Origin of the sequence: Klenkia taihuensis, assembly GCF_900112525.1 — a bacterium.
Taxonomy (GTDB): Bacteria; Actinomycetota; Actinomycetes; order Mycobacteriales; family Geodermatophilaceae; genus Klenkia; species Klenkia taihuensis.
In genome coordinates, this window is the sequence record NZ_FOMD01000004.1 from 114550 (window position 1) to 134489 (window position 19940).

The 19940-nt window shown below is 74.0% G+C and carries 17 protein-coding genes; 15 read left to right on the forward strand and 2 right to left on the reverse strand.

Going from position 1 to position 19940, the window contains the following annotated elements:
* Nucleotides 1–195: 195 nt before the first annotated feature.
* The 3 genes from BM158_RS16450 (at nucleotide 196) to clpX (ending at nucleotide 3024) form a co-directional block, all read left to right on the forward strand.
* Nucleotides 196–828 carry an ATP-dependent Clp protease proteolytic subunit gene (locus tag BM158_RS16450; RefSeq protein WP_457920189.1) on the forward strand — a complete coding sequence of 211 codons (633 nt, stop codon included), beginning with the start codon at nucleotides 196–198 and terminating at the stop codon, nucleotides 826–828.
* 16 nt (nucleotides 829–844) lie between these two features.
* Complete coding sequence (locus BM158_RS16455; protein WP_091561773.1) at nucleotides 845–1471, forward strand: ATP-dependent Clp protease proteolytic subunit; 627 nt, start codon at nucleotides 845–847, stop codon at nucleotides 1469–1471.
* Between the two features lie 278 nt (nucleotides 1472–1749).
* Nucleotides 1750–3024 (forward strand): ATP-dependent Clp protease ATP-binding subunit ClpX, encoded by a 1275-nt coding sequence (gene clpX, locus BM158_RS16460; RefSeq protein WP_091561776.1) that lies wholly within the window; start codon nucleotides 1750–1752, stop codon nucleotides 3022–3024.
* 154 nt (nucleotides 3025–3178) lie between these two features.
* Here the strand turns inward: clpX and valS are convergent, their stop codons facing one another.
* A complete protein-coding gene (gene valS, locus BM158_RS16465) occupies nucleotides 3179–5755 on the reverse strand; it encodes a valine--tRNA ligase (RefSeq protein WP_229827834.1) in 2577 nt (858 codons plus the stop codon).
* Nucleotides 5756–5798: 43 nt separating this feature from the next.
* Here valS and folC point away from each other — a divergent pair, with 43 nt between their 5' ends.
* The 12 genes from folC to def all read left to right on the forward strand — a co-directional run bounded on the left by folC (nucleotide 5799) and on the right by def (nucleotide 19300).
* The gene (gene folC / locus BM158_RS16470) at nucleotides 5799–7193 is read left to right on the forward strand and encodes a bifunctional tetrahydrofolate synthase/dihydrofolate synthase (protein WP_229827833.1); all 1395 of its coding nucleotides are present in this window, start codon (nucleotides 5799–5801) and stop codon (nucleotides 7191–7193) included.
* On the forward strand, nucleotides 7190–7582 hold the full coding sequence (locus tag BM158_RS16475; protein WP_091561783.1) for a DUF4233 domain-containing protein: 393 nt from the start codon (nucleotides 7190–7192) through the stop codon (nucleotides 7580–7582). Before folC ends, BM158_RS16475 begins: the two co-directional genes overlap by 4 nt.
* Nucleotides 7583–7589: 7 nt before the next feature.
* Entirely contained in the window at nucleotides 7590–8657 is a 1068-nt protein-coding gene (locus BM158_RS16480) for a DUF3048 domain-containing protein (protein WP_229827832.1), read from the forward strand.
* Between the two features lie 11 nt (nucleotides 8658–8668).
* Nucleotides 8669–9076 (forward strand): nucleoside-diphosphate kinase, encoded by a 408-nt coding sequence (gene ndk, locus BM158_RS16485; RefSeq protein WP_091561787.1) that lies wholly within the window; start codon nucleotides 8669–8671, stop codon nucleotides 9074–9076.
* 47 nt (nucleotides 9077–9123) lie between these two features.
* Nucleotides 9124–11079, forward strand: a complete 1956-nt coding sequence (locus tag BM158_RS16490; RefSeq protein WP_091561790.1) for a TIGR03960 family B12-binding radical SAM protein — start codon at nucleotides 9124–9126, stop codon at nucleotides 11077–11079.
* Nucleotides 11079–11846: a TIGR03936 family radical SAM-associated protein gene (locus tag BM158_RS16495; protein WP_091561794.1), complete on the forward strand. Its 768-nt coding sequence runs from the start codon at nucleotides 11079–11081 to the stop codon at nucleotides 11844–11846. Before BM158_RS16490 ends, BM158_RS16495 begins: the two co-directional genes overlap by 1 nt.
* A gap of 309 nt (nucleotides 11847–12155) precedes the next feature.
* Nucleotides 12156–15281: a ribonuclease E/G gene (locus tag BM158_RS16500; protein ID WP_091561798.1), complete on the forward strand. Its 3126-nt coding sequence runs from the start codon at nucleotides 12156–12158 to the stop codon at nucleotides 15279–15281.
* Between the two features lie 238 nt (nucleotides 15282–15519).
* Nucleotides 15520–15840 carry a 50S ribosomal protein L21 gene (gene rplU / locus BM158_RS16505; RefSeq protein WP_091561804.1) on the forward strand — a complete coding sequence of 107 codons (321 nt, stop codon included), beginning with the start codon at nucleotides 15520–15522 and terminating at the stop codon, nucleotides 15838–15840.
* Nucleotides 15841–15847: 7 nt separating this feature from the next.
* A complete protein-coding gene (gene rpmA, locus BM158_RS16510) occupies nucleotides 15848–16123 on the forward strand; it encodes a 50S ribosomal protein L27 (RefSeq protein WP_091561808.1) in 276 nt (91 codons plus the stop codon).
* 94 nt (nucleotides 16124–16217) lie between these two features.
* A complete protein-coding gene (gene obgE / locus BM158_RS16515) occupies nucleotides 16218–17693 on the forward strand; it encodes a GTPase ObgE (protein ID WP_091561812.1) in 1476 nt (491 codons plus the stop codon).
* Nucleotides 17690–18808: a glutamate 5-kinase gene (proB, locus tag BM158_RS16520; protein WP_191328732.1), complete on the forward strand. Its 1119-nt coding sequence runs from the start codon at nucleotides 17690–17692 to the stop codon at nucleotides 18806–18808. The genes obgE and proB overlap by 4 nt, the downstream gene beginning before the upstream one ends.
* A 12-nt stretch (nucleotides 18809–18820) precedes the next feature.
* Nucleotides 18821–19300, forward strand: a complete 480-nt coding sequence (gene def, locus BM158_RS16525) for a peptide deformylase (protein WP_091561821.1) — start codon at nucleotides 18821–18823, stop codon at nucleotides 19298–19300.
* A gap of 18 nt (nucleotides 19301–19318) precedes the next feature.
* Here def and BM158_RS16530 read toward each other — a convergent pair whose 3' ends face one another.
* A complete protein-coding gene (locus BM158_RS16530; protein ID WP_091561825.1) occupies nucleotides 19319–19864 on the reverse strand; it encodes a GNAT family N-acetyltransferase in 546 nt (181 codons plus the stop codon).
* Nucleotides 19865–19940 lie beyond the last annotated feature (76 nt).

A 19940-nucleotide genomic window follows, 5' to 3' on the forward strand; every position in this document is an offset into this window, starting at 1 on the left:
CGGGTGCGGTGTGCGCCCTCGGCGAACACCGGCCGCAGCGGGAGTGGCCTGTCGGACGTGCGCGTTAGGGTCGACGTGACACCGAGAAGGGCCACCCCCGCCAGCGGGCACGGCCCGCCCCCGGCGGCCCACAGCTCCACCGCACCACCCACCAGAGACCGCCTGCTCGACAGTCCTACGGAGGTCACCGCACACGTGAGCACCACACACCCGACCGCGCCGGTGATGCGCGGCGCCGGGACCATGATGAACCTCGGCGACTCGGTCTACGAGCGCCTCCTGCGCGAGCGCATCATCTTCCTGGGCACCCAGGTCGACGACACGATCGCCAACCAGCTGGCCGCCCAGATGCTGCTGCTGTCGGCCGAGGACCCCAAGCGCGACATCCACCTGTACATCAACTCGCCCGGTGGCTCGGTCAGCGCCGGCATGGCGATCTACGACACGATGCAGTTCATCGACTGCGACGTGGCCACCTACGGCATGGGCCTGGCGGCCTCGATGGGCCAGTTCCTGCTGACCGCCGGCACCAAGGGCAAGCGCTACGCCCTGCCGCACGCGCGGATCATGATGCACCAGCCCTCCGCCGGCGTCGGCGGCACGGCGGCCGACATCGCGATCCAGGCCGACCTGTTCCGGCGCACGAAGCGGGAGCTCAACGAGCTCCAGTCGCTGCACACCGGGCAGACCGTCGAGCGCATCAACGAGGACTCCGACCGCGACCGCTGGTTCACCGCCCAGGAGGCGCTGGAGTACGGCTTCGTCGACCACGTCGTGAGCAAGGCCTCCGCGACCACCGAGACCGACAACCCGGTCACCGAGAACTGACGCCGGAGGACCCGACATGAGCTTCCAGCTGCCCAGCAGCCGCTACATCCTGCCCTCCTTCACCGAGCGCACCAGCTACGGCATGAAGGAGTCCAACCCCTACAACAAGCTCTTCGAGGAACGCATCATCTTCCTCGGCGTGCAGGTCGACGACGCCAGCGCCAACGACGTCATGGCCCAGCTCATCACGCTGGAGTCCACCGACCCCGACCGCGACATCACGATGTACATCAACTCGCCCGGTGGCTCGTTCACCGCGCTGATGGCCATCTACGACACGATGCAGTTCGTCCGCCCCGACATCCAGACCGTGTGCATGGGCCAGGCCGCCTCCGCGGCCGCCGTCCTGCTCGCGGCCGGGACCAAGGGCAAGCGGCTGGCGCTGCCCTACTCGCGGGTGCTCATCCACCAGCCCTCGGGCGAGGCCGGCGGCCAGGTCACCGACCTGGAGATCCACGCCGCCGAGATCGAGCGCGTGCGCACCCAGATGGAGCAGATCCTCGCCCGGCACACCGGCCGGTCCCAGGAGCAGGTCCGCAAGGACATCGACCGCGACAAGATCCTCACGGCCGCCGAGGCCAAGGAGTACGGGATCGTCGACGAGGTCATCCAGAGCCGCAAGCTCAACGCCCTCCCGGCCTGACCGCACGGGCTCCGGGGCCTCGCTCCTGAGGCTCCGGAGCCCTACGGTCACAGGCGTGCACCGGGGGTCCCCGGGGCGCGTGTGGAAGGCGGTGGACGACGTCTGACACCCGGGTGCGTCACTGCCCGGGAACGTCGGAGAGGGCCGGTACGGTCGGCGGACGCCCGATCCCCGGCACCCGCCGGCTCGCGCACGAGTCCCGCCGCCGGCGGGGTCAGGGACGACGATCGAGGGCCTGCACTTCCCAGCAGGCCCGCTGTGACACGGAGGTCAGCCAGGTGGCACGTATCGGTGAGAGCGGCGACCTGCTCAAGTGCTCCTTCTGCGGGAAGAGCCAGAAGCAGGTCAAGAAGCTCATCGCTGGCCCCGGGGTCTACATCTGCGACGAGTGCATCGAGCTGTGCAACGAGATCATCGAGGAGGAGCTCAGCGAGTCCTCGGACCTCAAGTTCGACGAGCTCCCCAAGCCCAAGGAGATCCACGCCTTCCTCGAGCAGTACGTGATCGGCCAGGACAAGGCCAAGCGCACGCTCGCGGTCGCGGTCTACAACCACTACAAGCGGATCCAGGCCGGCGGTGAGCGCGCCTCGCGCGACGAGGGCGTCGAGCTCGCCAAGTCCAACATCCTGCTGATGGGCCCCACCGGGTGCGGCAAGACCCACCTGGCGCAGACCCTGGCCCGGATGCTCAACGTGCCCTTCGCGATCGCCGACGCCACCGCGCTCACCGAGGCCGGCTACGTGGGCGAGGACGTCGAGAACATCCTGCTCAAGCTGATCCAGGCCGCCGACTACGACGTCAAGCGCGCCGAGACCGGCATCATCTACATCGACGAGGTCGACAAGATCGCCCGCAAGAGCGAGAACCCGTCGATCACCCGCGACGTCTCCGGCGAGGGCGTGCAGCAGGCGCTGCTGAAGATCCTCGAGGGCACCACCGCCTCGGTGCCGCCGCAGGGCGGCCGCAAGCACCCGCACCAGGAGTTCATCCAGATCGACACCACCAACGTGCTGTTCATCGTGGGTGGCGCCTTCGCCGGGCTCGAGGAGGTCATCGAGGCCCGCACCGGCAAGCAGGGCATCGGCTTCGGCGCCCAGGTGCGCGGCAAGGCCGAGATCGAGGAGGCCAACGCCATCGCGCAGGTGCTCCCCGAGGACCTGCTCAAGTTCGGCATGATCCCCGAGTTCATCGGGCGCCTCCCCGTCATCACCACGGTGCAGAAGCTCGACCGCACCGCGCTGATCAACATCCTCACCGAGCCGAAGAACGCCTTGGTGCGCCAGTACCGCAGGCTCTTCGAGCTCGACGGCGTGGAGCTGGAGTTCACCGGCGACGCCCTCGAGGCCGTCGCCGACCAGGCGCTGCTGCGCGGCACCGGGGCCCGTGGGCTGCGGGCGATCCTCGAGGAGGTGCTGCAGTCGGTCATGTACGACATCCCCAGCCGGGACGACGTCGCGACCGTGGTCATCACCGGCGAGGTCGTGCTGGAGCACGTGAACCCGACCATCGTGCCGCGCAAGCCCGCCCGCGAGCGCCGCGAGAAGTCCGCCTGACCCGCTGACACACCGAGGCCCGGCACCCCCGACGGGGTGCCGGGCCTCGCTGCGTCCGGGATCCGGTCAGCCGGTGCGCACCCGGTCACCGCACAGCGATCCGGTCGCGGTGTGCGGTGACCGGATCGCTGCGCGGTGACCGTGTGTGCCGGGGTCAGGCCTCCGCGGCGGGGGCGAGGACGACGTCGACGGTCAGCGGGCCCTCGCCGGGCTCCACGGTGAGCGTGGAGATGATCCCGGCGGCCACCAGGTCGCGGCGCACGGCCTCGACCAGCGCGACCTGGTCGGCCGGGGCGTGCACCACGGCCGACTCGACCGGCGCCCGCATCGACACCTTGGCCTCGCTCTTGGCCTTGCGGACCGCGGCCAGCGCCTCGGCGGCCACGCCCACGAGCGCTGCGTCCCCGCCGGCCGGCAGCTCCTCCACCGTCGGCCAGGGCGCACGGTGCACCGAGCCGGTCCGCCACCACGACCAGACCTCCTCGGTGGCGAAGGGCAGCACCGGCGCCAGCAGCCGGTTGAGCACCGACAGCGCCGTCGCCAGGCCCGCCTTCGCCGAGGTCGCACCCTCGGCGGGGCCGCCGTCCTCCCCGTAGGCGCGGGTCTTCACCAGCTCCACGTGGTCGTCGCAGAACTGCCAGAAGAAGGTCTCGGTGACCTCCAGCGCACGGGTGTAGTTGTAGGCCTCCATCGCCGCGGTCGCCTCGGCGACGACCTCGCGGAGGCGGGTCAGCAACGCCGCGTCGACCGGCTCGCTCACCGGCGTGCCCACCAGGTCGGCGGTGGCGCCGATGCTGCCGAGCACGAACTTGCCGACGTTGAGCAGCTTGATGGCCAGCCGGCGGCCGACCTTCATCTGCACCTCGTCGAAGGGCGAGTCCGCACCCGGCCGCGCGCCGGCGGCCCGCCAGCGGACGGCGTCGGTGCCGTACTTCTCCAGCACGTCGATCGGCGTCGTCGCGTTGCCCTTGGACTTGCTCATCTTCTTGCGGTCGGGGTCGACCACGAAGCCGGAGATCGCCGCGTGCGTCCAGGGCACCTGGCCCTGCTCGTAGTGCGCCCGGACCACGGTGGAGAACAGCCAGGTGCGGATGATGTCGTGCGCCTGCGGCCGCAGGTCCATCGGGAAGACGTGCCCGAACAGCTCCGGGTCGGTGTCCCAGCCGGAGGCGACCTGCGGGGACAGCGACGACGTCGCCCACGTGTCCATGACGTCGGGGTCGGCGGCGAACCCGCCGGGCACCCCGCGCTGGTCCTCGGTGAAGCCCTCGGGCACGTCGGAGGACGGGTCGACCGGCAGCGCCGACTCCGGCGCCAGGATCGGCTCGTCGAACACCGGCTCGCCGGCGTCGTCGAGGCGGTACCAGACCGGGAACGGGACGCCGAAGAACCGCTGCCGGCTGATCAGCCAGTCGCCGTTGAGGCCCTCGACCCAGTTCTCGTAGCGGTGCCGCATGTGCTCGGGGACCCACTGGATCTCGCGCCCGCGGGCGACCAGGGCGGCGCGCAGGTCGGCGTCCCGGCCGCCGTTGCGGATGTACCACTGGCGGGTGGTGACGATCTCCAGCGGGCGCTCGCCCTTCTCGAAGAACTTCACCGGGTGCGTGATGGGCTTCGGGTCGCCCTCGAGGTCGCCGGACTCCCGCAGCAGCTCCACGATGCGCTGCTGGGCGCTGAAGACGGTCTTGCCGGCGAGCTCGGCGTAGACCTCGGCGGGCACGCCGTCGGGGGCGTCGGGCAGCAGCCGGCCGTCCCAGCCGATGATCGCCCGGGTGGGCAGCTGCAGCTCCCGCCACCAGATGACGTCGGTGAGGTCGCCGAAGGTGCAGATCATCGCGATGCCCGAGCCCTTGTCCTTCTCGGCCAAGCGGTGCGCGACGACGGGGACCTCGACGCCGAACAGCGGCGTCCGGACGGTCTGCCCGAACAGCGGCTGGTAGCGCTCGTCGTCGGGGTGGGCGACCAGCGCGACGCAGGCCGGCAGCAGCTCGGGCCGGGTGGTCTCGATGTGCACCGGGCCCTCCGGGCCGGCGAAAGCGACCCGGTGGTAGGCGCCGGGGCGCTCGCGGTCCTCGAGCTCCGCCTGGGCGACGGCGGTGCGGAAGGTGACGTCCCAGAGGGTCGGCGCCTCCTGCGCGTAGGCCTCGCCCCGGGCCAGGTTGTGCAGGAACGCCCGCTGGGCGGTGGCGCGGGAGGTCTCGGAGATGGTCCGGTAGACGTTGCCCCAGTCGACCGACAGGCCGACCTGGCGCCAGAGCTTCTCGAACTCGGCCTCGTCGACGGCGGTGAGCTGCTCGCAGAGCTCGACGAAGTTGCGCCGGCTGATCGGCAGCTGGTCCTTGCCGGGCTTCTCCGGCGGGGTGAACCCGGCGTCGTAGGGCAGCGAGGGGTCGCACCGGACGCCGTAGAAGTTCTGCACCCGGCGCTCGGTCGGCAGGCCGTTGTCGTCCCAGCCCATGGGGTAGAAGACGTGCTTGCCGGTCATCCGGTGGTAGCGGGCGACGATGTCGGTGTGCGTGTAGCTGAACACGTGCCCGACGTGCAGCGACCCGCTCGCGGTCGGCGGCGGGGTGTCGATCGCGTAGGTCTGCGACCGCGGGGCCGCGAGCGCCGCGGCCCGGTCGAAGCCGTAGACGTCGTCGCGCGCCCAGGCGGCCACCCACTTGGCCTCGAGGCCCTCCAGGGTGGGCTTGTCGGGCACCGTGCCCGGGGTGGTGGCGTCTGCTGGCATGGGGCCCATCCTAGGAAGGCCCGCGACTGGCATTCTTGACGGAGTGACCACCTCCCGCGACCGGTCCCGCGACGAGGCCCGGGTCGAGGCCGAGCTCCTGGCCCGGTGGCCCGAGAGCCGCCTGGAACCGAGCCTCACCCGCATCTCCGCGGTGCTGGACCTGCTGGGTTCCCCGCACCGCGCCTTCCCCGTCGTCCACGTGACCGGCACCAACGGCAAGACCTCCACCGCGCGGATGGTCGACGAGCTGCTGCGCGGGTTCGGCCTGCGGGTCGGCCGGTTCACCAGCCCGCACCTGGAATCCGTCCGCGAGCGCATCGTCGTCGACGGCCGGCCGATCAGCGCCGAGCGCTTCGTCGAGGTGCACGACGACATCGCCCCGTACGTGCGGATGGTCGACGGCTCCTCCGACGTCCCGATGTCCTTCTTCGAGGTCATGGTGGCCATGGCCTACGCCGCCTTCGCCGAGACCCCGGTCGACGTCGCGGTGGTCGAGGTCGGGATGGGCGGCACCTGGGACGCCACCAACGTCGTGGACGGCCGGGTCGCCGTCGTCACCCCGGTGTCGCTGGACCACGCCGAGTACCTGGGCCCCGACGTCGCCACCATCGCCGCCGAGAAGGCCGGGATCATCAAGCCCGCGCCCCCGACCGAGGAGGGCGTGCCCGGCCCGGACGTCGTCGCGGTGCTGGCCCACCAGCCGGCCGGCGCCCTGGAGGCCCTCGTCCGCCGGGCGGTGGAGGTCGAGGCCACCGTGGCCCGCGAGGGCACCGAGTTCGGCCTGCTGGAGCGGAAGGTCGCCGTCGGCGGCCAGCAGCTGCGCATCCAGGGCCTGGGCGGGGAGTACCCCGAGGTCTACCTGCCGCTGTTCGGCGCGCACCAGGCGCAGAACGCCACCGTCGCGCTCGCCGCGGTCGAGGCCTTCCTGGGCGCCGGCGCGGCCAGCGGGCCGGTCGACCCCGAGGTCGTGCGCGCGGCCTTCGCCGCCGTCCGCTCGCCGGGCCGGCTGGAGCGGGTGCGCAGCTCGCCGTCGGTGCTGGTGGACGCCGCGCACAACCCGGCCGGGATGCGGGCCACCGTGGAGGCCGTGCGGGAGTCCTTCGACTTCACCCGGCTGGTCGGCGTGGTCGGCTGCGTGCGCGGCAAGGACGTCGCCGGCATGCTCGCCGAGCTCGAGCCGCTGTGCGCCGAGCTGGTCGTCACCCAGAACAGCTCGCCCCGCGCGATGCCGGCCGACGAGCTGGGCGCCCTCGCCGTCGACGTCTTCGGCGCCGACCGGGTCAGCGTGCACCCCCGCCTGCCCGAGGCGCTGGAGTCGGCGATCGAGCTGGCCGAGGCCGGCAGCGACCACGCGCTCGGCGGTTCGGGGGTGCTGGTCACCGGCAGCGTCGTCACCGCCGGCGAGGCCCGCACCCTGATGGGGCGGAAGGACGCATGAGCGGCACCCCCAGGGCGGCGGACCCGGCGCGGGCGGCCAAGGCGCTGTCCGGTGCGGCCGCGGCCACCCTGTTCCTCGAGGGCCTGGCCGTGCTGTTCGTGCCGCGGGCGATCGCGCAGACCGACGGCCTGGGCGGGTGGGTGCTCACCGTCCTCGTGGTGCTCGCGGTCGTGCTCGTGCTGGCCAGCGGGGTGCAGCGGCGCCCGCAGGGCCTGCTGGTGGGCACCGTCCTGCAGGTCCCGCTGCTGCTCACCGGGCTGGCGTCCAGCGCCATGTGGTTCGTCGGCGGCGTCTTCCTGCTGATCTGGCTGTACCTGCTGCAGACCCGCAAGGACCTCGTCGGCTCCCCGTTCGGGCCGGTGCCCGACCCGCCGGCCACCGGCCGATAGGGGAGGGGTGACCCGAACGCGCCGGGCCCGGGCCCTGCTGGTGCTGCTGGCGGTGGCCCTGCCGCTGGTCGGCTGCGGCGCCGACGAGCCCGCCCCGGCCGCGGCCCCCTCGACGACGGCCGCCGCGCCGACGACGACCGCCGCGCCCAGCACGCCCGCGTCGCAGCCGGTGGCCCCGCTCACCGGCCTGCCGGTCGCCGCCGTCGACCCCCGCCCGGCCCTGGCGGTCAAGATCGAGAACCCGCCGATCGCCCGTCCGCAGGCCGGGCTGACCGAGGCCGACATCGTGTGGGAGCAGCTGGTCGAGGGCGGCACCAGCCGGCTGGTCGCGGTCTACCAGTCGCGGGTCCCGGCCAGCATCGGCCCGGTCCGCTCCACCCGGCCGATGGACCCGGCGATCACCGCGCCGCTGCACGGGCTGTTCGCCACCTCCGGCGGCCAGGTGCCCTACCTGCAGGCGGTCAGCGCCGCCGGGCTGCAGCTGTTCAGCTTCGACGCCGGTGACGACGGCTTCGCCCGGCAGGGGCCGCGGTCGGCGCCGCACAACGTCTACCTCGACCCCGCCCCGCTCTACGCCGCCGCCGACCCCGCCCACCAGGCCCCGCCCGCCGCGCAGTTCGGCTACGCACCCACCGCCGGCACGCAGACCACCGTGGTCGCCGGTGCGCCCACCGCCCGGCTGGACCTGCGGCTCTCGCCCGAGGCGGTGCCGTCCTGGACCTGGAACCCGCTCGCCCGGGTGTGGGAGCGGGCCGAGGGCGCCGACCCGGCCTTCGCCGCCGACGGCGTCCGGGTCGCGGCCACCAACGTGGTCGTCCTGCGGGTCGAGGTGGTGGAGACCGGCGCGCTGGACCCGGCCGGCAACCACGTGCCCGAGACCCTGCTGACCGGGCGCGGGGGACAGGCCGTGGTCGCCACCGCGGGACGCACCGCCACGGTCACCTGGTCCAAGGGCTCCGACGCCGACCCCGTCGTCCTCACCGCCGCCGACGGCAGCCCGGTGCTGCTGGCCCCCGGCACCACCTGGGTGGAGCTCGTGCCCACCGGCAGCGGCTCGGTCACGACGGTTCCGTAGGCTCCGGCCTCGTGACTGAGCGCACCCTGATCCTGGTCAAGCCCGACGGCGTCGCCCGCGGCCTCGTCGGCGAGGTCGTCTCGCGGCTGGAGGCCAAGGGCCTGCGGCTGGTGGCCGCCGAGCTGCGCACCCTGCCCCGCGAGACCGCCGAGCAGCACTACGCCGAGCACGCCGAGAAGCCCTTCTTCGGCTCGCTGGTCGACTTCATCACCGGCGGCCCGCTGCTGGCCCTGGTCGCCGAGGGCCCGCGGGCCATCGAGGCCTTCCGCGCGCTGGCCGGCGCGACCGACCCGGTGAAGGCCGCCCCGGGCACCATCCGCGGCGACTTCGCCCTGGAGGTGCAGAACAACATCGTGCACGGCTCGGACTCCCCGGAGTCGGCCCAGCGCGAGATCGGGCTGTTCTTCCCCGCGCTCTGACGAACCCGGGGGCCGGGCCCGCGGGCCCGGCTACCCTGGGGGGCGCCATGACTGTCGAGAGCCTGTACCCCCGCCTCGAGCCGCTGCTGGCCCAGGTGCAGAAGCCCATCCAGTACGTCGGCGGCGAGCTGAACGCGCAGACCAAACCGTGGGACGACGTCGCCGTCCACTGGGCGCTGATGTACCCCGACGCCTACGAGGTCGGCCTGCCCAACCAGGGCCTGATGATCCTGTACGAGGTGCTCAACGAGCGCCCCGACGCCCTGGCCGAGCGCACCTACGCCGTCTGGCCCGACCTCGCCGCACTGATGCGCGAGCACGGCGTCGGCCAGTTCACGCTGGAGAACCACCGGCCGGTGCGCGACTTCGACGTCCTCGGCGTCAGCTTCGCCACCGAGCTCGGCTACACCAACCTGCTCGAGGCCCTCGACCTCGCCGGCGTCCCGCTGCACGCGGTGGACCGCGACGAGACCCACCCGGTCGTCGTCGCCGGCGGGCACGCCGCGTTCAACCCCGAGCCGGTCGCGGACTTCGTCGACTGCGCGGTGCTCGGCGACGGCGAGCAGGTCGTCGGCGACATCACCGACGTCGTCGCCGCCTGGAAGGACGCCGGCCGCCCCGGCGGGCGCACCGAGCTGCTGGCCCGCCTCGCCCGCGTCGAGGGCGTCTACGTGCCGCAGTTCTACGCGGTCAGCTACCTGCCCGACGGCACCATCGAGGCCTTCACCCGCACCCGGGACGACGTCCCCGCGCAGGTGGCCAAGCGCACCGTCATGGACCTCGACGAGTGGCCCTACCCCAAGCAGCCGCTGGTCCCGCTCGCCGAGAGCGTGCACGAGCGGATGAGCGTGGAGATCTTCCGCGGCTGCACCCGTGGCTGCCGGTTCTGCCAGGCCGGGATGATCACCCGCCCGGTGCGCGAGCGGACCATCACCGGCATCGGCTCGATGGTCGACACCGGCCTGAAGGCCACCGGCTACCAGGAGGTCGGCCTGCTCTCCCTGAGCAGTGCCGACCACTCCGAGATCGGGCAGCTGGCCAAGGAGCTGGCCGACCGGTACGAGGGCACCAACACCGGCCTGTCGCTGCCCAGCACCCGGGTCGACGCGTTCAACGTGACCCTGGCCAACGAGCTGTCCCGCAACGGCCGGCGATCCGGGCTCACCTTCGCCCCCGAGGGCGGCAGCGAGCGCATCCGCCGGGTGATCAACAAGACCGTCTCCAAGGACGACCTGGTCCGCACCGTCACCACCGCCTACGCCAACGGGTGGCGGCAGGTGAAGCTCTACTTCATGTGCGGTCTGCCCACCGAGACCGACGAGGACGTGCTCGAGATCGCCGAGCTCGCCACCGAGGTCATCCGGGCCGGACGGGAGGCCAGCGGGTCCAAGGACATCCGCTGCACCGTCTCGATCGGCGGCTTCGTGCCCAAGCCGCACACCCCGTTCCAGTGGGCGTCGCAGGCCTCGGCCGAGACCATCGACCACCGGCTGCGGGTGCTGCGCGAGGCCATCAACGCCGACCGGCGGCTGGGCCGTTCCATCGGCATCCGTTACCACGACGGCAAGCCCGGGATCATCGAGGGCCTGCTGTCCCGCGGCGACCGCCGGGTCGGCCGGGTCATCGAGCGGGTGTGGCGCGACGGCGGGCACTTCGACGGCTGGAGCGAGCACTTCTCCTACGACCGCTGGGTGGCCGCGGCCGCCGACGAGCTGGCGCCCTTCGGCGTCGACCTCGACTGGTACACCACCCGCGAGCGCGGCCAGCACGAGGTGCTGCCCTGGGACCACCTGGAGTCCGGCCTGGACAAGGAGTGGCTCTGGGACGACTGGCAGGACGCGATCAACGAGGACGAGGTCGCCGACTGCCGGTGGACCCCCTGCTACGACTGCGGCGTCTGCCCGACGATGGGCACCGAGATCCAGATCGGCCCCACCGGCCGTTCGCTGATCCCGCTCACCCCGGTCGGTGCCGGTCCGCGCCCCGCGGCGCACGCGCACTGATGGCCCGCCAGCCCGACGGCCCCCCGCCGCCGCCCACCGTGCAGAAGCTGCGGCTGCGCTACACCAAGCGCGGTCCGCTGCGGTTCGCCTCCCACCGCGACCTGGCGCGCGCCCTGGAGCGGGCGCTGCGCCGGGCGCAGGTGCCCATGGCGTTCTCCGCCGGCTTCAGCCCGCACCCCAAGATCAGCTACATGGGTGCGGCGCCGACGGGTGCGGCGTCGGAGGCGGAGTACGTCGAGATCGGGCTGGCGGTCCGCTGCGACCCCGAGGCCGTGCGGGTGGCGCTGGACGCCTCCCTGCCGCCGGGCATCGACGTCCTGGAGTGCGTCGAGGCCGGTGAGGGCACCGGTGGCCTCGCCGAGCGGCTGGACGGCACCCGCTGGCGCGTCGACCTGGCCGACGTCGACCCCGCGGAGCTGTCGGCCGCGGTCGAGCAGCTGCTGGCGGCCGAGGTGGCGATGGTCGCCAAGCGCACGAAGAACGGCACCAAGGACGTTGACGTCCGGGCTGCCCTGGTCTCCGCATCGGTGGCCGGGGAGGCAGGTCGTGCCATACTGCACGTGGTGGTACGGCAGGTGACGCCGACCGTACGACCGGACGACGTGTTGGCCGCACTGGCTGCCGTCGCCGACCTGCACCCGCCGGTGCCCCCCCGGGCCGTGCGTGAGGCGCAGGGCCGGCTCGACGGCACCGGTGAGGTGACCGACCCGCTCGAGCCCGACCGCGAGGCCGGCTCCCGCTGCCAGGGGGAGCCCCAGCCGGTCTGACCCGGACGGGGCCGGACACCCGGGCCGACGCAGGACGTCGCCCCGCACCACGAACTGCCAGCCGTGGCGCACCCAGCCTTCAGCTCCACCCAGCTTCTGCACCACCTGCAGCACCGCTCCACCCGCGAGCCAGCACTGCGCACAGCACCACCCGGGACCCCGGTCACCCGGCCGGGTCCCGCGCACAGACTTCACGCGGGCCCCGGCGCGCCGCACGGCGTACCGACCCGCCCGACCCGCGCCCCTGCGCGGCCGCCAGTCGCCTCCCGGCGATCGGCGCCCGGGGGCGCACCAGGAGGCGAGCCCTTCGTGGCCGACACCGACGACACCACCGGCGACACCACCGAGCAGCAGGTCGCCGAACCGCAGGACACCACCCCGCCGGACACCCCGGCCGGCGAGCCCGCCCCCGACGAGGAGGCCGCCGGGAGCGCCTCCGAGGAGCCGGCCGAGGACGAGGTCCCGGCCGAACCGGTCGCCGAGCTGCGGGCCGACGCCGCCACCCTCGAGGCCGCGGCCATCCCGCCGACCCGCGCGCTGGCCGAGGACGCCGAGGCCCCCCGCTTCGGCGCCCACTTCAGCTCGCCGGAGCCCACCACCGTCACCGCCCGGCCCCGTCGCCGGGCCACCCGCCCGGCGCTGTCGGCCGACCCCGACTCCGTCGAGCCCGCCCCGGCCGCCCCGCCGGCGCCGGCGTTCGTCAGCTTCGTGGCCGCCCCGCAGGAGGTCGCCCCGCCGGCGCCCCGCCGCCGCAGCCGCCGCACCCAGGCCGAGACCCCCGCCGAGCCGGAGGAGCCCTCTGCGCCCGCGGAGGCGCCCGCAGACGAGGACACGGCCAAGCCCCGCCGCAGCCGCTCCCGCCGCCGGGCCGTCGAGCCCGCCGCGGAGGAGCCCGCCGACGAGGCCGTCGTGCTGCAAACCGCGGACGCCGACGAGGACACCCGCGACGCCGAGGACGACGGCACCGACGGCGACGAGGACGACGACCGCGACGCCGCGTCGGGCAGCCGCCGGCGCCGCCGTGGCCGCCGCGGCCGTGGCCGGGGCCGCTCCGGTGAGGACGAGGACGAGCAGCCCGGCACCGCCGAGGGCGAGGGCGCCGAGGACGAGGGCGACGACGAGACCGACGGCGCCGAGGACGAGGACGGCGCCGACGACTCCGCCGAGGGCGGCCGCTCCACCACCCGCCGCCGGCGTCGCCGTCGCCGGCGTGGCGAGTCCGGCGGCGAGGCCACCGACACCGCCGACGACGACCGCCCCGAGCGCGCCGGCCGCAACGGCAAGGACTCCAGCGACGACGCCGTCCGCGGCGTGGCCGGGTCCACCCGGCTGGAGGCCAAGCGCCAGCGCCGCCGCGACGGTCGCGACACCGGCCGCCGCCGCGCCCCGATCCTGAGCGAGTCGGAGTTCCTGGCCCGCCGCGAGGCCGTGGACCGCGCGATGGTCATCCGCCAGCAGGGCGAGCGCACCCAGATCGCCGTCCTCGAGGACGACGTCCTGGTCGAGCACTACGTGACCCAGGCGCAGTCGACGTCCTTCGCCGGCAACGTCTACCTCGGCCGCGTGCAGAACGTGCTGCCCTCCATGGAGGCGGCGTTCGTCGACATCGGCAAGGGCCGCAACGCCGTGCTCTACGCAGGCGAGGTCAACTGGGAGACCGCGGGCCTGTCGGGCAAGTCGCGCTCCATCGAGCAGGCGCTGAAGTCCGGCGACAAGGTGCTGGTGCAGGTCACCAAGGACCCGATCGGCCACAAGGGCGCCCGGCTCACCCAGCAGATCAACCTGCCCGGCCGGTTCCTGGTCTACGTGCCCGGCGGCTCGATGACCGGGATCAGCCGCAAGCTGCCCGACACCGAGCGGCAGCGGCTCAAGGACATCCTGAAGAAGATCGTCCCCGAGGACGCCGGCGTGATCATCCGGACCGCCGCGGAGGGCGCCTCGGAGGAGGAGCTCACCCGCGACGTCGCCCGGCTGCAGGCGCAGTGGGAGGTCATCCAGACCAAGGCCGGGTCGGCGACCAACGCCCCGACGCTGCTCTACGGCGAGCCCGACCTGGCCATCCGGGTCATCCGCGACGTGTTCAACGAGGACTTCAAGCGGCTGGTCGTCCAGGGCGACGACGCCTGGGACACCGTCGAGGCCTACGTCGCGCACGTCTCCCCGGAGCTCTCGCAGCGGCTGGAGCGCTACATCGGCAACGGTGACGTCTTCCGCGACCTGCGCATCGACGAGCAGCTGCTCAAGGCGCTGGACCGCAAGGTCTGGCTGCCCTCGGGCGGGTCGCTGGTCATCGACCGCACCGAGGCGATGACCGTCGTCGACGTCAACACCGGCAAGTTCACCGGCTCGGGCGGCAACCTCGAGCAGACGGTCACCCGGAACAACATCGAGGCCGCCGAGGAGATCGTCCGCCAGCTCCGGCTGCGCGACATCGGCGGCATGATCGTCATCGACTTCATCGACATGGTGCTGGAGAGCAACCGCGACCTGGTGCTCCGCCGGCTCACCGAGTGCCTGGGCCGCGACCGCACCAAGCACCAGGTCGCCGAGGTCACCTCGCTGGGCCTGGTGCAGATGACCCGCAAGCGGGTGGGCCAGGGCCTGCTCGAGGTCTTCAGCGAGAACTGCGAGCACTGCCGCGGCCGCGGCGTCGTCGTCCACCTCGACCCGACCGAGAAGCGCTCCGGCGGCAACGGCGGGAACGGGCACGGCGGCAACGGCGGCGGCAGCGGGAACGGCGGCGGCCGGTCCCGCGGCGAGGACAAGGCCGAGAAGCCGGCCGAGCCCGCCGACGACGCCCCGGCGACCGGGCCGGACACCGAGGGCACCCAGGAGTCCTCGGGCCGCTCGGGCCGCCGCAACCGCGGCCGGCGCAACCGGGGCCGCAGCGGCGACGAGCAGGTGGCCGAGGACGCCGCCGTGCTGGCCGCCAGCCGCGGCGACGAGGCCCCCGAGCCGGCCGACGAGCCCGGTGTCCCCGACACCGGCGACGCCACGACCACCCCGGACGCCGGTGTCCCCGACACCGGGGACGCGGCGGGGGAGAAGGCCGGCGTCGTCGAGCCCGACGAGGTCGCCGACGCCGTCGAGGCCGCTGCGCCGGAGGCCGGTGCGCCGCAGGCCGATGCACGGCAAGCCGAGGCGCCGCAGGGCGAGCCGGCCGAGGTCCAGGCCCCCGACGCCGAGGCCCCGTCCGTGGACGGGTCCGGCGAGGAGGACGGCGACACGGCCCCGGAGGCCCCGGCGCTGCCCGAGCCCGCCGACGCGGTCACCGAGCAGTCCCCGGCCACCAGCACCGAGGGCGACGCCGCCCCCGAGCCGACCGCCGTCGCGGCCGAGGCCGCCCCGACGGCCCCGGACGCGCCCGCCGCGCCCGTGGCCCGTCCGCGGCGTCGTCGGGCGGCCAGCCGACCGGCCGGTCCGCCCGCCGAGTGACCTGCTCCGGCCCGGGGGACCCCCCGGGCCGGAGCGCGGACGCGATGTCCGGCACAGGGGTTCGACCCCGACCGCCGGGCTCGGGTACGCTAGCCGGGTTGCTCCGTCCGGAGTGGCTGCTGCCCTGTGCCCCGTGCGCAGACGGTGGTGGGCCCCGGGTGCGTGAGCGGCCCGTCCCGCACACCGGTCCACGCCGGGGTGCGCCCAGGACAACGAGAGACCTATCGAGGAGTCAGTGGTGTACGCAGTCGTCAAGGCCGGTGGCAAGCAGCACAAGGTTGCTGTCGGTGACCGGTTCACCGTCAACCGTCTCGAGGGTGCGGCCGGCGACACCGTCACGCTCCCCGTGGTGCTCCTGGTCGACGGCGACACCGTCACCAGCGACGCCGAGGCGCTGGCGCAGGTCACCGCCACCGGCGAGATCGTCGAGCACGGCAAGGGCCCGAAGATCCGCATCCACAAGTTCAAGAACAAGACCGGCTACCACAAGCGCCAGGGGCACCGTCAGCCGCTGAGCGAGGTCGTGGTGACCGCCATCGGTTCCGAGAAGAAGGGCTGAGCACGCCATGGCTCACAAGAAGGGCGCATCGTCGTCCCGCAACGGTCGTGACTCCAACGCCCAGCGCCTGGGCGTCAAGCGCTTCGGCGGGCAGATCGTGAAGGCCGGCGAGATCATCGTCCGCCAGCGCGGCACCCACTTCCACCCCGGCCTCGGCGTCGGCCGCGGCAAGGACGACACGCTGTTCGCCCTGACCCCCGGCGCGGTCGAGTTCGGCCGCCGCGGTGGCCGTCGCGTGGTGAACGTCCAGCTCGTCGAGCCGGCCCTCGAGCCGGCCAGCTGACACCAGCACCCGTTCCACCAGCAGGGGCCCGGCGGATGACCCTCCGCCGGGCCCCTGCTGCGTCCGCACCACCGATCGTCTGAGAGGTACCTCCGTGGCCGCGTTCGTCGACCGCGTGACCGTGCACGTCACCGCGGGCAACGGCGGCCACGGCGTGAGCTCCGTGCACCGCGAGAAGTTCAAGCCGCTCGGCGGCCCCGACGGCGGCAACGGCGGCGACGGCGGGGACGTCGTCCTCGAGGTCGACGCCAGCGTGCACACGCTGCTGGACTTCCACCACCACCCGCACCAGAAGGCGCCCAACGGCAAGCCCGGTGCGGGCGGGCACCGCAACGGCGCCCGCGGCGAGGACGCCGTGCTGCGCGTCCCCGAGGGCACCGTCGTCACCATCGGCGGGGAGACCGTGGCCGACCTGATGGGCGTGGGCACCCGGCTGGTGCTCGCCGCCGGCGGCAAGGGCGGGCTCGGCAACGCCGCGCTGGCCAACGCCCGCCGCAAGGCGCCCGGCTTCGCGCTCCTCGGCGAGCCCGGCGAGGAGGTCGACGCCGTCCTCGAGCTCAAGAGCGTCGCCGACGTCGGCCTCGTCGGGTTCCCCTCAGCCGGCAAGTCCTCGCTGGTCGCCGCCATGAGCGCGGCCAAGCCGAAGATCGCCGACTACCCGTTCACCACGCTGGTGCCCAACCTCGGCGTCATCCGCTCCGGCGACGTCACCTACACGATGGCCGACGTCCCCGGCCTCATCCCGGGCGCCTCCACCGGCAAGGGCCTGGGCCTGCAGTTCCTGCGGCACGTCGAGCGCTGCGCCGTCCTGGTGCACGTGGTCGACATGGCCACCATGGAGCCCGGCCGCGACCCCGAGAGCGACATCGAGGCCCTCGAGCACGAGCTGCGCGAGTACGACGAGGAGCTCGACCTCGTCGGCCGGCTGCGCATCGCCGTCCTCAACAAGGTCGACGTCCCCGACGGCCGCGACCTGGTCGACCTGGTCCGCGCGACGCTGGAGGCCCGCGGGCTCGAGGTCTTCCCGATCAGCGCGGTCACCGGCGAGGGCCTGGCCGAGTTCGGCTACGCCCTGGCCCGCGAGGTCGAGGCCCACCGCGCCTCGCTGCCCGCGCCCGACGCCGTCCGGGTCACCCTCACCCCCCGCGCGGTCGACGACGGCGGCTTCAGGGTGCAGCCCGACGCCCGCACCGGCGGCTGGGTGGTGCTCGGCCTCAAGCCCGAGCGCTGGGTCCGGCAGACCGACTTCTCCAACGACGAGGCCGTCGGCTACCTCGCCGACCGGCTCAACCGGCTGGGCGTGGAGATCGAGCTGGCCAAGGCCGGCGCCGTCCCCGGCGACGCGATCACCGTCGGCGACGTCACCTTCGACTGGGAGCCCACGCTGCCGGCCGGCACGCTCACCGTCGAGGAGACCGCCGGGCTGGGCGGCCGCGGCACCGACGCGCGGCTGGAGAGCAACCACCGGCCCCGCGCCGAGGAGCGGCTGGCCGCCAAGCGCCGCCGCCGCACGCCCTACGAGCTCCTGGAGCCGGAGGACGACGACCCCAGCTGGGACGACGAGCCGTGAGCCGCGCGGCGGTCGCCGGTGCGCACCGGGTGGTCGTCAAGGTCGGCTCCTCCAGCCTGACCTCGCTGGAGGACGGGCTGGACGCCGGCCGGCTGCGCGCCCTGGTCGACGTCCTGGCCGGGCTGCGGGCCGCGGGCCGGGAGGTCGTGCTGGTCTCCTCCGGCGCCATCGGCACCGGGCTGGCGCCGCTGGGCATCACCGGGCGGCCCCGGGACCTGGCCACCGCGCAGGCCGCGGCCAGCGTCGGCCAGCTGCGGCTGATGGCCGCCTACGCCGAGGCCTTCGCCGCGCACGGCGCCACGGTGGGCCAGGTGCTGCTCACCGCCGACGACCTGACCCGACGCGGGCACTACCGCAACGCCCGGCAGACCGTCGACCGCCTGCTGGCCCTCGGCGTCGTCCCCGTGGTCAACGAGAACGACACGGTGGCCACCGAGGAGATCCGGTTCGGCGACAACGACCGGCTGGCCGCGCTGGTGGCCCACCTCGCGGTGGCCGATGCGCTGGTGCTGCTGTCCGACATCGACGCGGTCTACGACGGCGACCCCCGCGAGGGCGCGGCGTCGCGCATCGACACCGTCGCCGACCCCGCCGAGCTGGCGTCGGTGGTGCTGGGCTCGGCGTCGCGCAACGGCGTGGGCACCGGCGGCATGGCGACCAAGGTCGAGGCGGCGTTCATCGCCGCGCGCGCCGGCGTCCCCGTCGTCGTCACCTCGACCGCGCAGGCCGCGGCCGCGCTGGCTGGGGAGCCGGTGGGCACGCTGTTCCCCGCCCACGGCCGCCGTCCCTCGGCCCGGCAGTTCTGGCTGCGCTACGCCTCCCGCCCCCGCGGGCAGGTGCTGCTGGACGCCGGCGCGGTCGCCGCGGTCCGCGAGCGCGGCGCCTCGCTGCTGGCCGCCGGCATCACCGGGGTGGCCGGGGACTTCCTGGCCGACGACCCCGTCGAGCTGGTCGGGCCGGACGGCGTGGTGGTCGCCCGGGGGCTCGTCTCCTACGACGCCCGCGAGCTGCCGGCGCTGCTGGGCCGCAAGACCGGGGAGCTGGACCCCGAGCACCGGCGCGAGGTGGTGCACCGCGACGAGATGGTGCTCGTCCGCACCCGCGCGGGCGCCTGAGAGGATCCCCGCGTGGCCGTCCGTCCCCTCCGTGAGCTCGGTGACCCGGTGCTGCGCACCCCCTGCGACCCGGTGCGCGCCTTCGACGCCTCGCTGGCCGCGCTGGTGCGCGACCTGGAGGAGACCGTCGACCACCCCGGCCGGGCGGGCCTGGCGGCCAACCAGATCGGCGTCTCGCTGCGGGTGTTCTCCTACAACGTCGACGACCGGATCGGCCACCTGGTCAACCCGGTGATCGTCGAGCGCAGCGAGGAGACCCAGGACGGCGACGAGGGCTGCCTGTCGGTCCCCGGCCTGTACGCCCCCACCGTGCGGGCGATGTGGTGCGCGGCCGAGGGCTTCGACGTCCACGGCGAGCCGCTCCGGCTGGAGGGCGAGGGCCTGATGGCCCGCTGCCTGCAGCACGAGGTCGACCACCTCGACGGCACGGTCTTCCTCGACCGGCTGACCGGCGACGCCCGCAAGGCGGCGTTGCGCGCCCTCCGCGGCTGACGGCAGCTCCGCGCCGGGTCATCGGGTGGTGCGGCGGGCCCGCCACTCGTCGGCGAGCAGGCTGCCGATCCAGGCGTCGTGCCGCTGGCCCCGGGCCACCGACGACCCGCGCGCGGTGCCCTCGACGAGGAAGCCGTTCCTCTCGGCCACCCGCCGGGACGCGGTGTTCCCGACGAGGGCCTCCCACCGGACGCCGACCAGGTCCCGCTCGCCGAACCCCCACCCCAGTGCCAGTCCGGCGGCGGTCGTCATCACCCCGCGACCGCGGGCCCAGGGGTGCAGGCCGTAGCCGATCGACGCCCAGCCCTCGCCGAAGCGCAGGTCGACGCTGCCGGCGAACCGGCCGTCCACCTCGATCGCCCAGGACGCCGCGCTGCCGTCCTCCCAGCCTCGCCGCACGTGCTCGAGGAACCAGGCCGCGTCCTCGCGGGCGTAGGGGACCGGGACGGTGGTGAACCGCTGCATGTCCGGGTCCTGGCACTGCTCCCACACCGCGTCGAGGTCGGCCTCGGTGTGCGCACGCAGCAGCACGCCGCCGTCGCGGAGCGCGGGCACCTCGGTCATGCCTGCGCACGGTAGGCAGGCGGTGGACACAGGTCATCCGGTTTCCCGGACGGTCAACGCTGACGGTTGCGTAAGC

What these genes read in the sequence shown, in the direction of transcription:
- BM158_RS16495 (WP_091561794.1), top strand. Translation starts at nt 11,079, where the DNA reads ATGGCCCGCCAGCCCGACGGCCCCCCGCCGCCGCCCACCGTGCAGAAG.
- rpmA (WP_091561808.1), top strand. Translation starts at nt 15,848, where the DNA reads ATGGCTCACAAGAAGGGCGCATCGTCGTCCCGCAACGGTCGTGACTCC.
- valS (WP_229827834.1), bottom strand. Translation starts at nt 5,755, where the DNA reads ATGCCAGCAGACGCCACCACCCCGGGCACGGTGCCCGACAAGCCCACC.
- BM158_RS16490 (WP_091561790.1), top strand. Translation starts at nt 9,124, where the DNA reads ATGACTGTCGAGAGCCTGTACCCCCGCCTCGAGCCGCTGCTGGCCCAG.
- BM158_RS16455 (WP_091561773.1), top strand. Translation starts at nt 845, where the DNA reads ATGAGCTTCCAGCTGCCCAGCAGCCGCTACATCCTGCCCTCCTTCACC.
- BM158_RS16475 (WP_091561783.1), top strand. Translation starts at nt 7,190, where the DNA reads ATGAGCGGCACCCCCAGGGCGGCGGACCCGGCGCGGGCGGCCAAGGCG.
- BM158_RS16530 (WP_091561825.1), bottom strand. Translation starts at nt 19,864, where the DNA reads ATGACCGAGGTGCCCGCGCTCCGCGACGGCGGCGTGCTGCTGCGTGCG.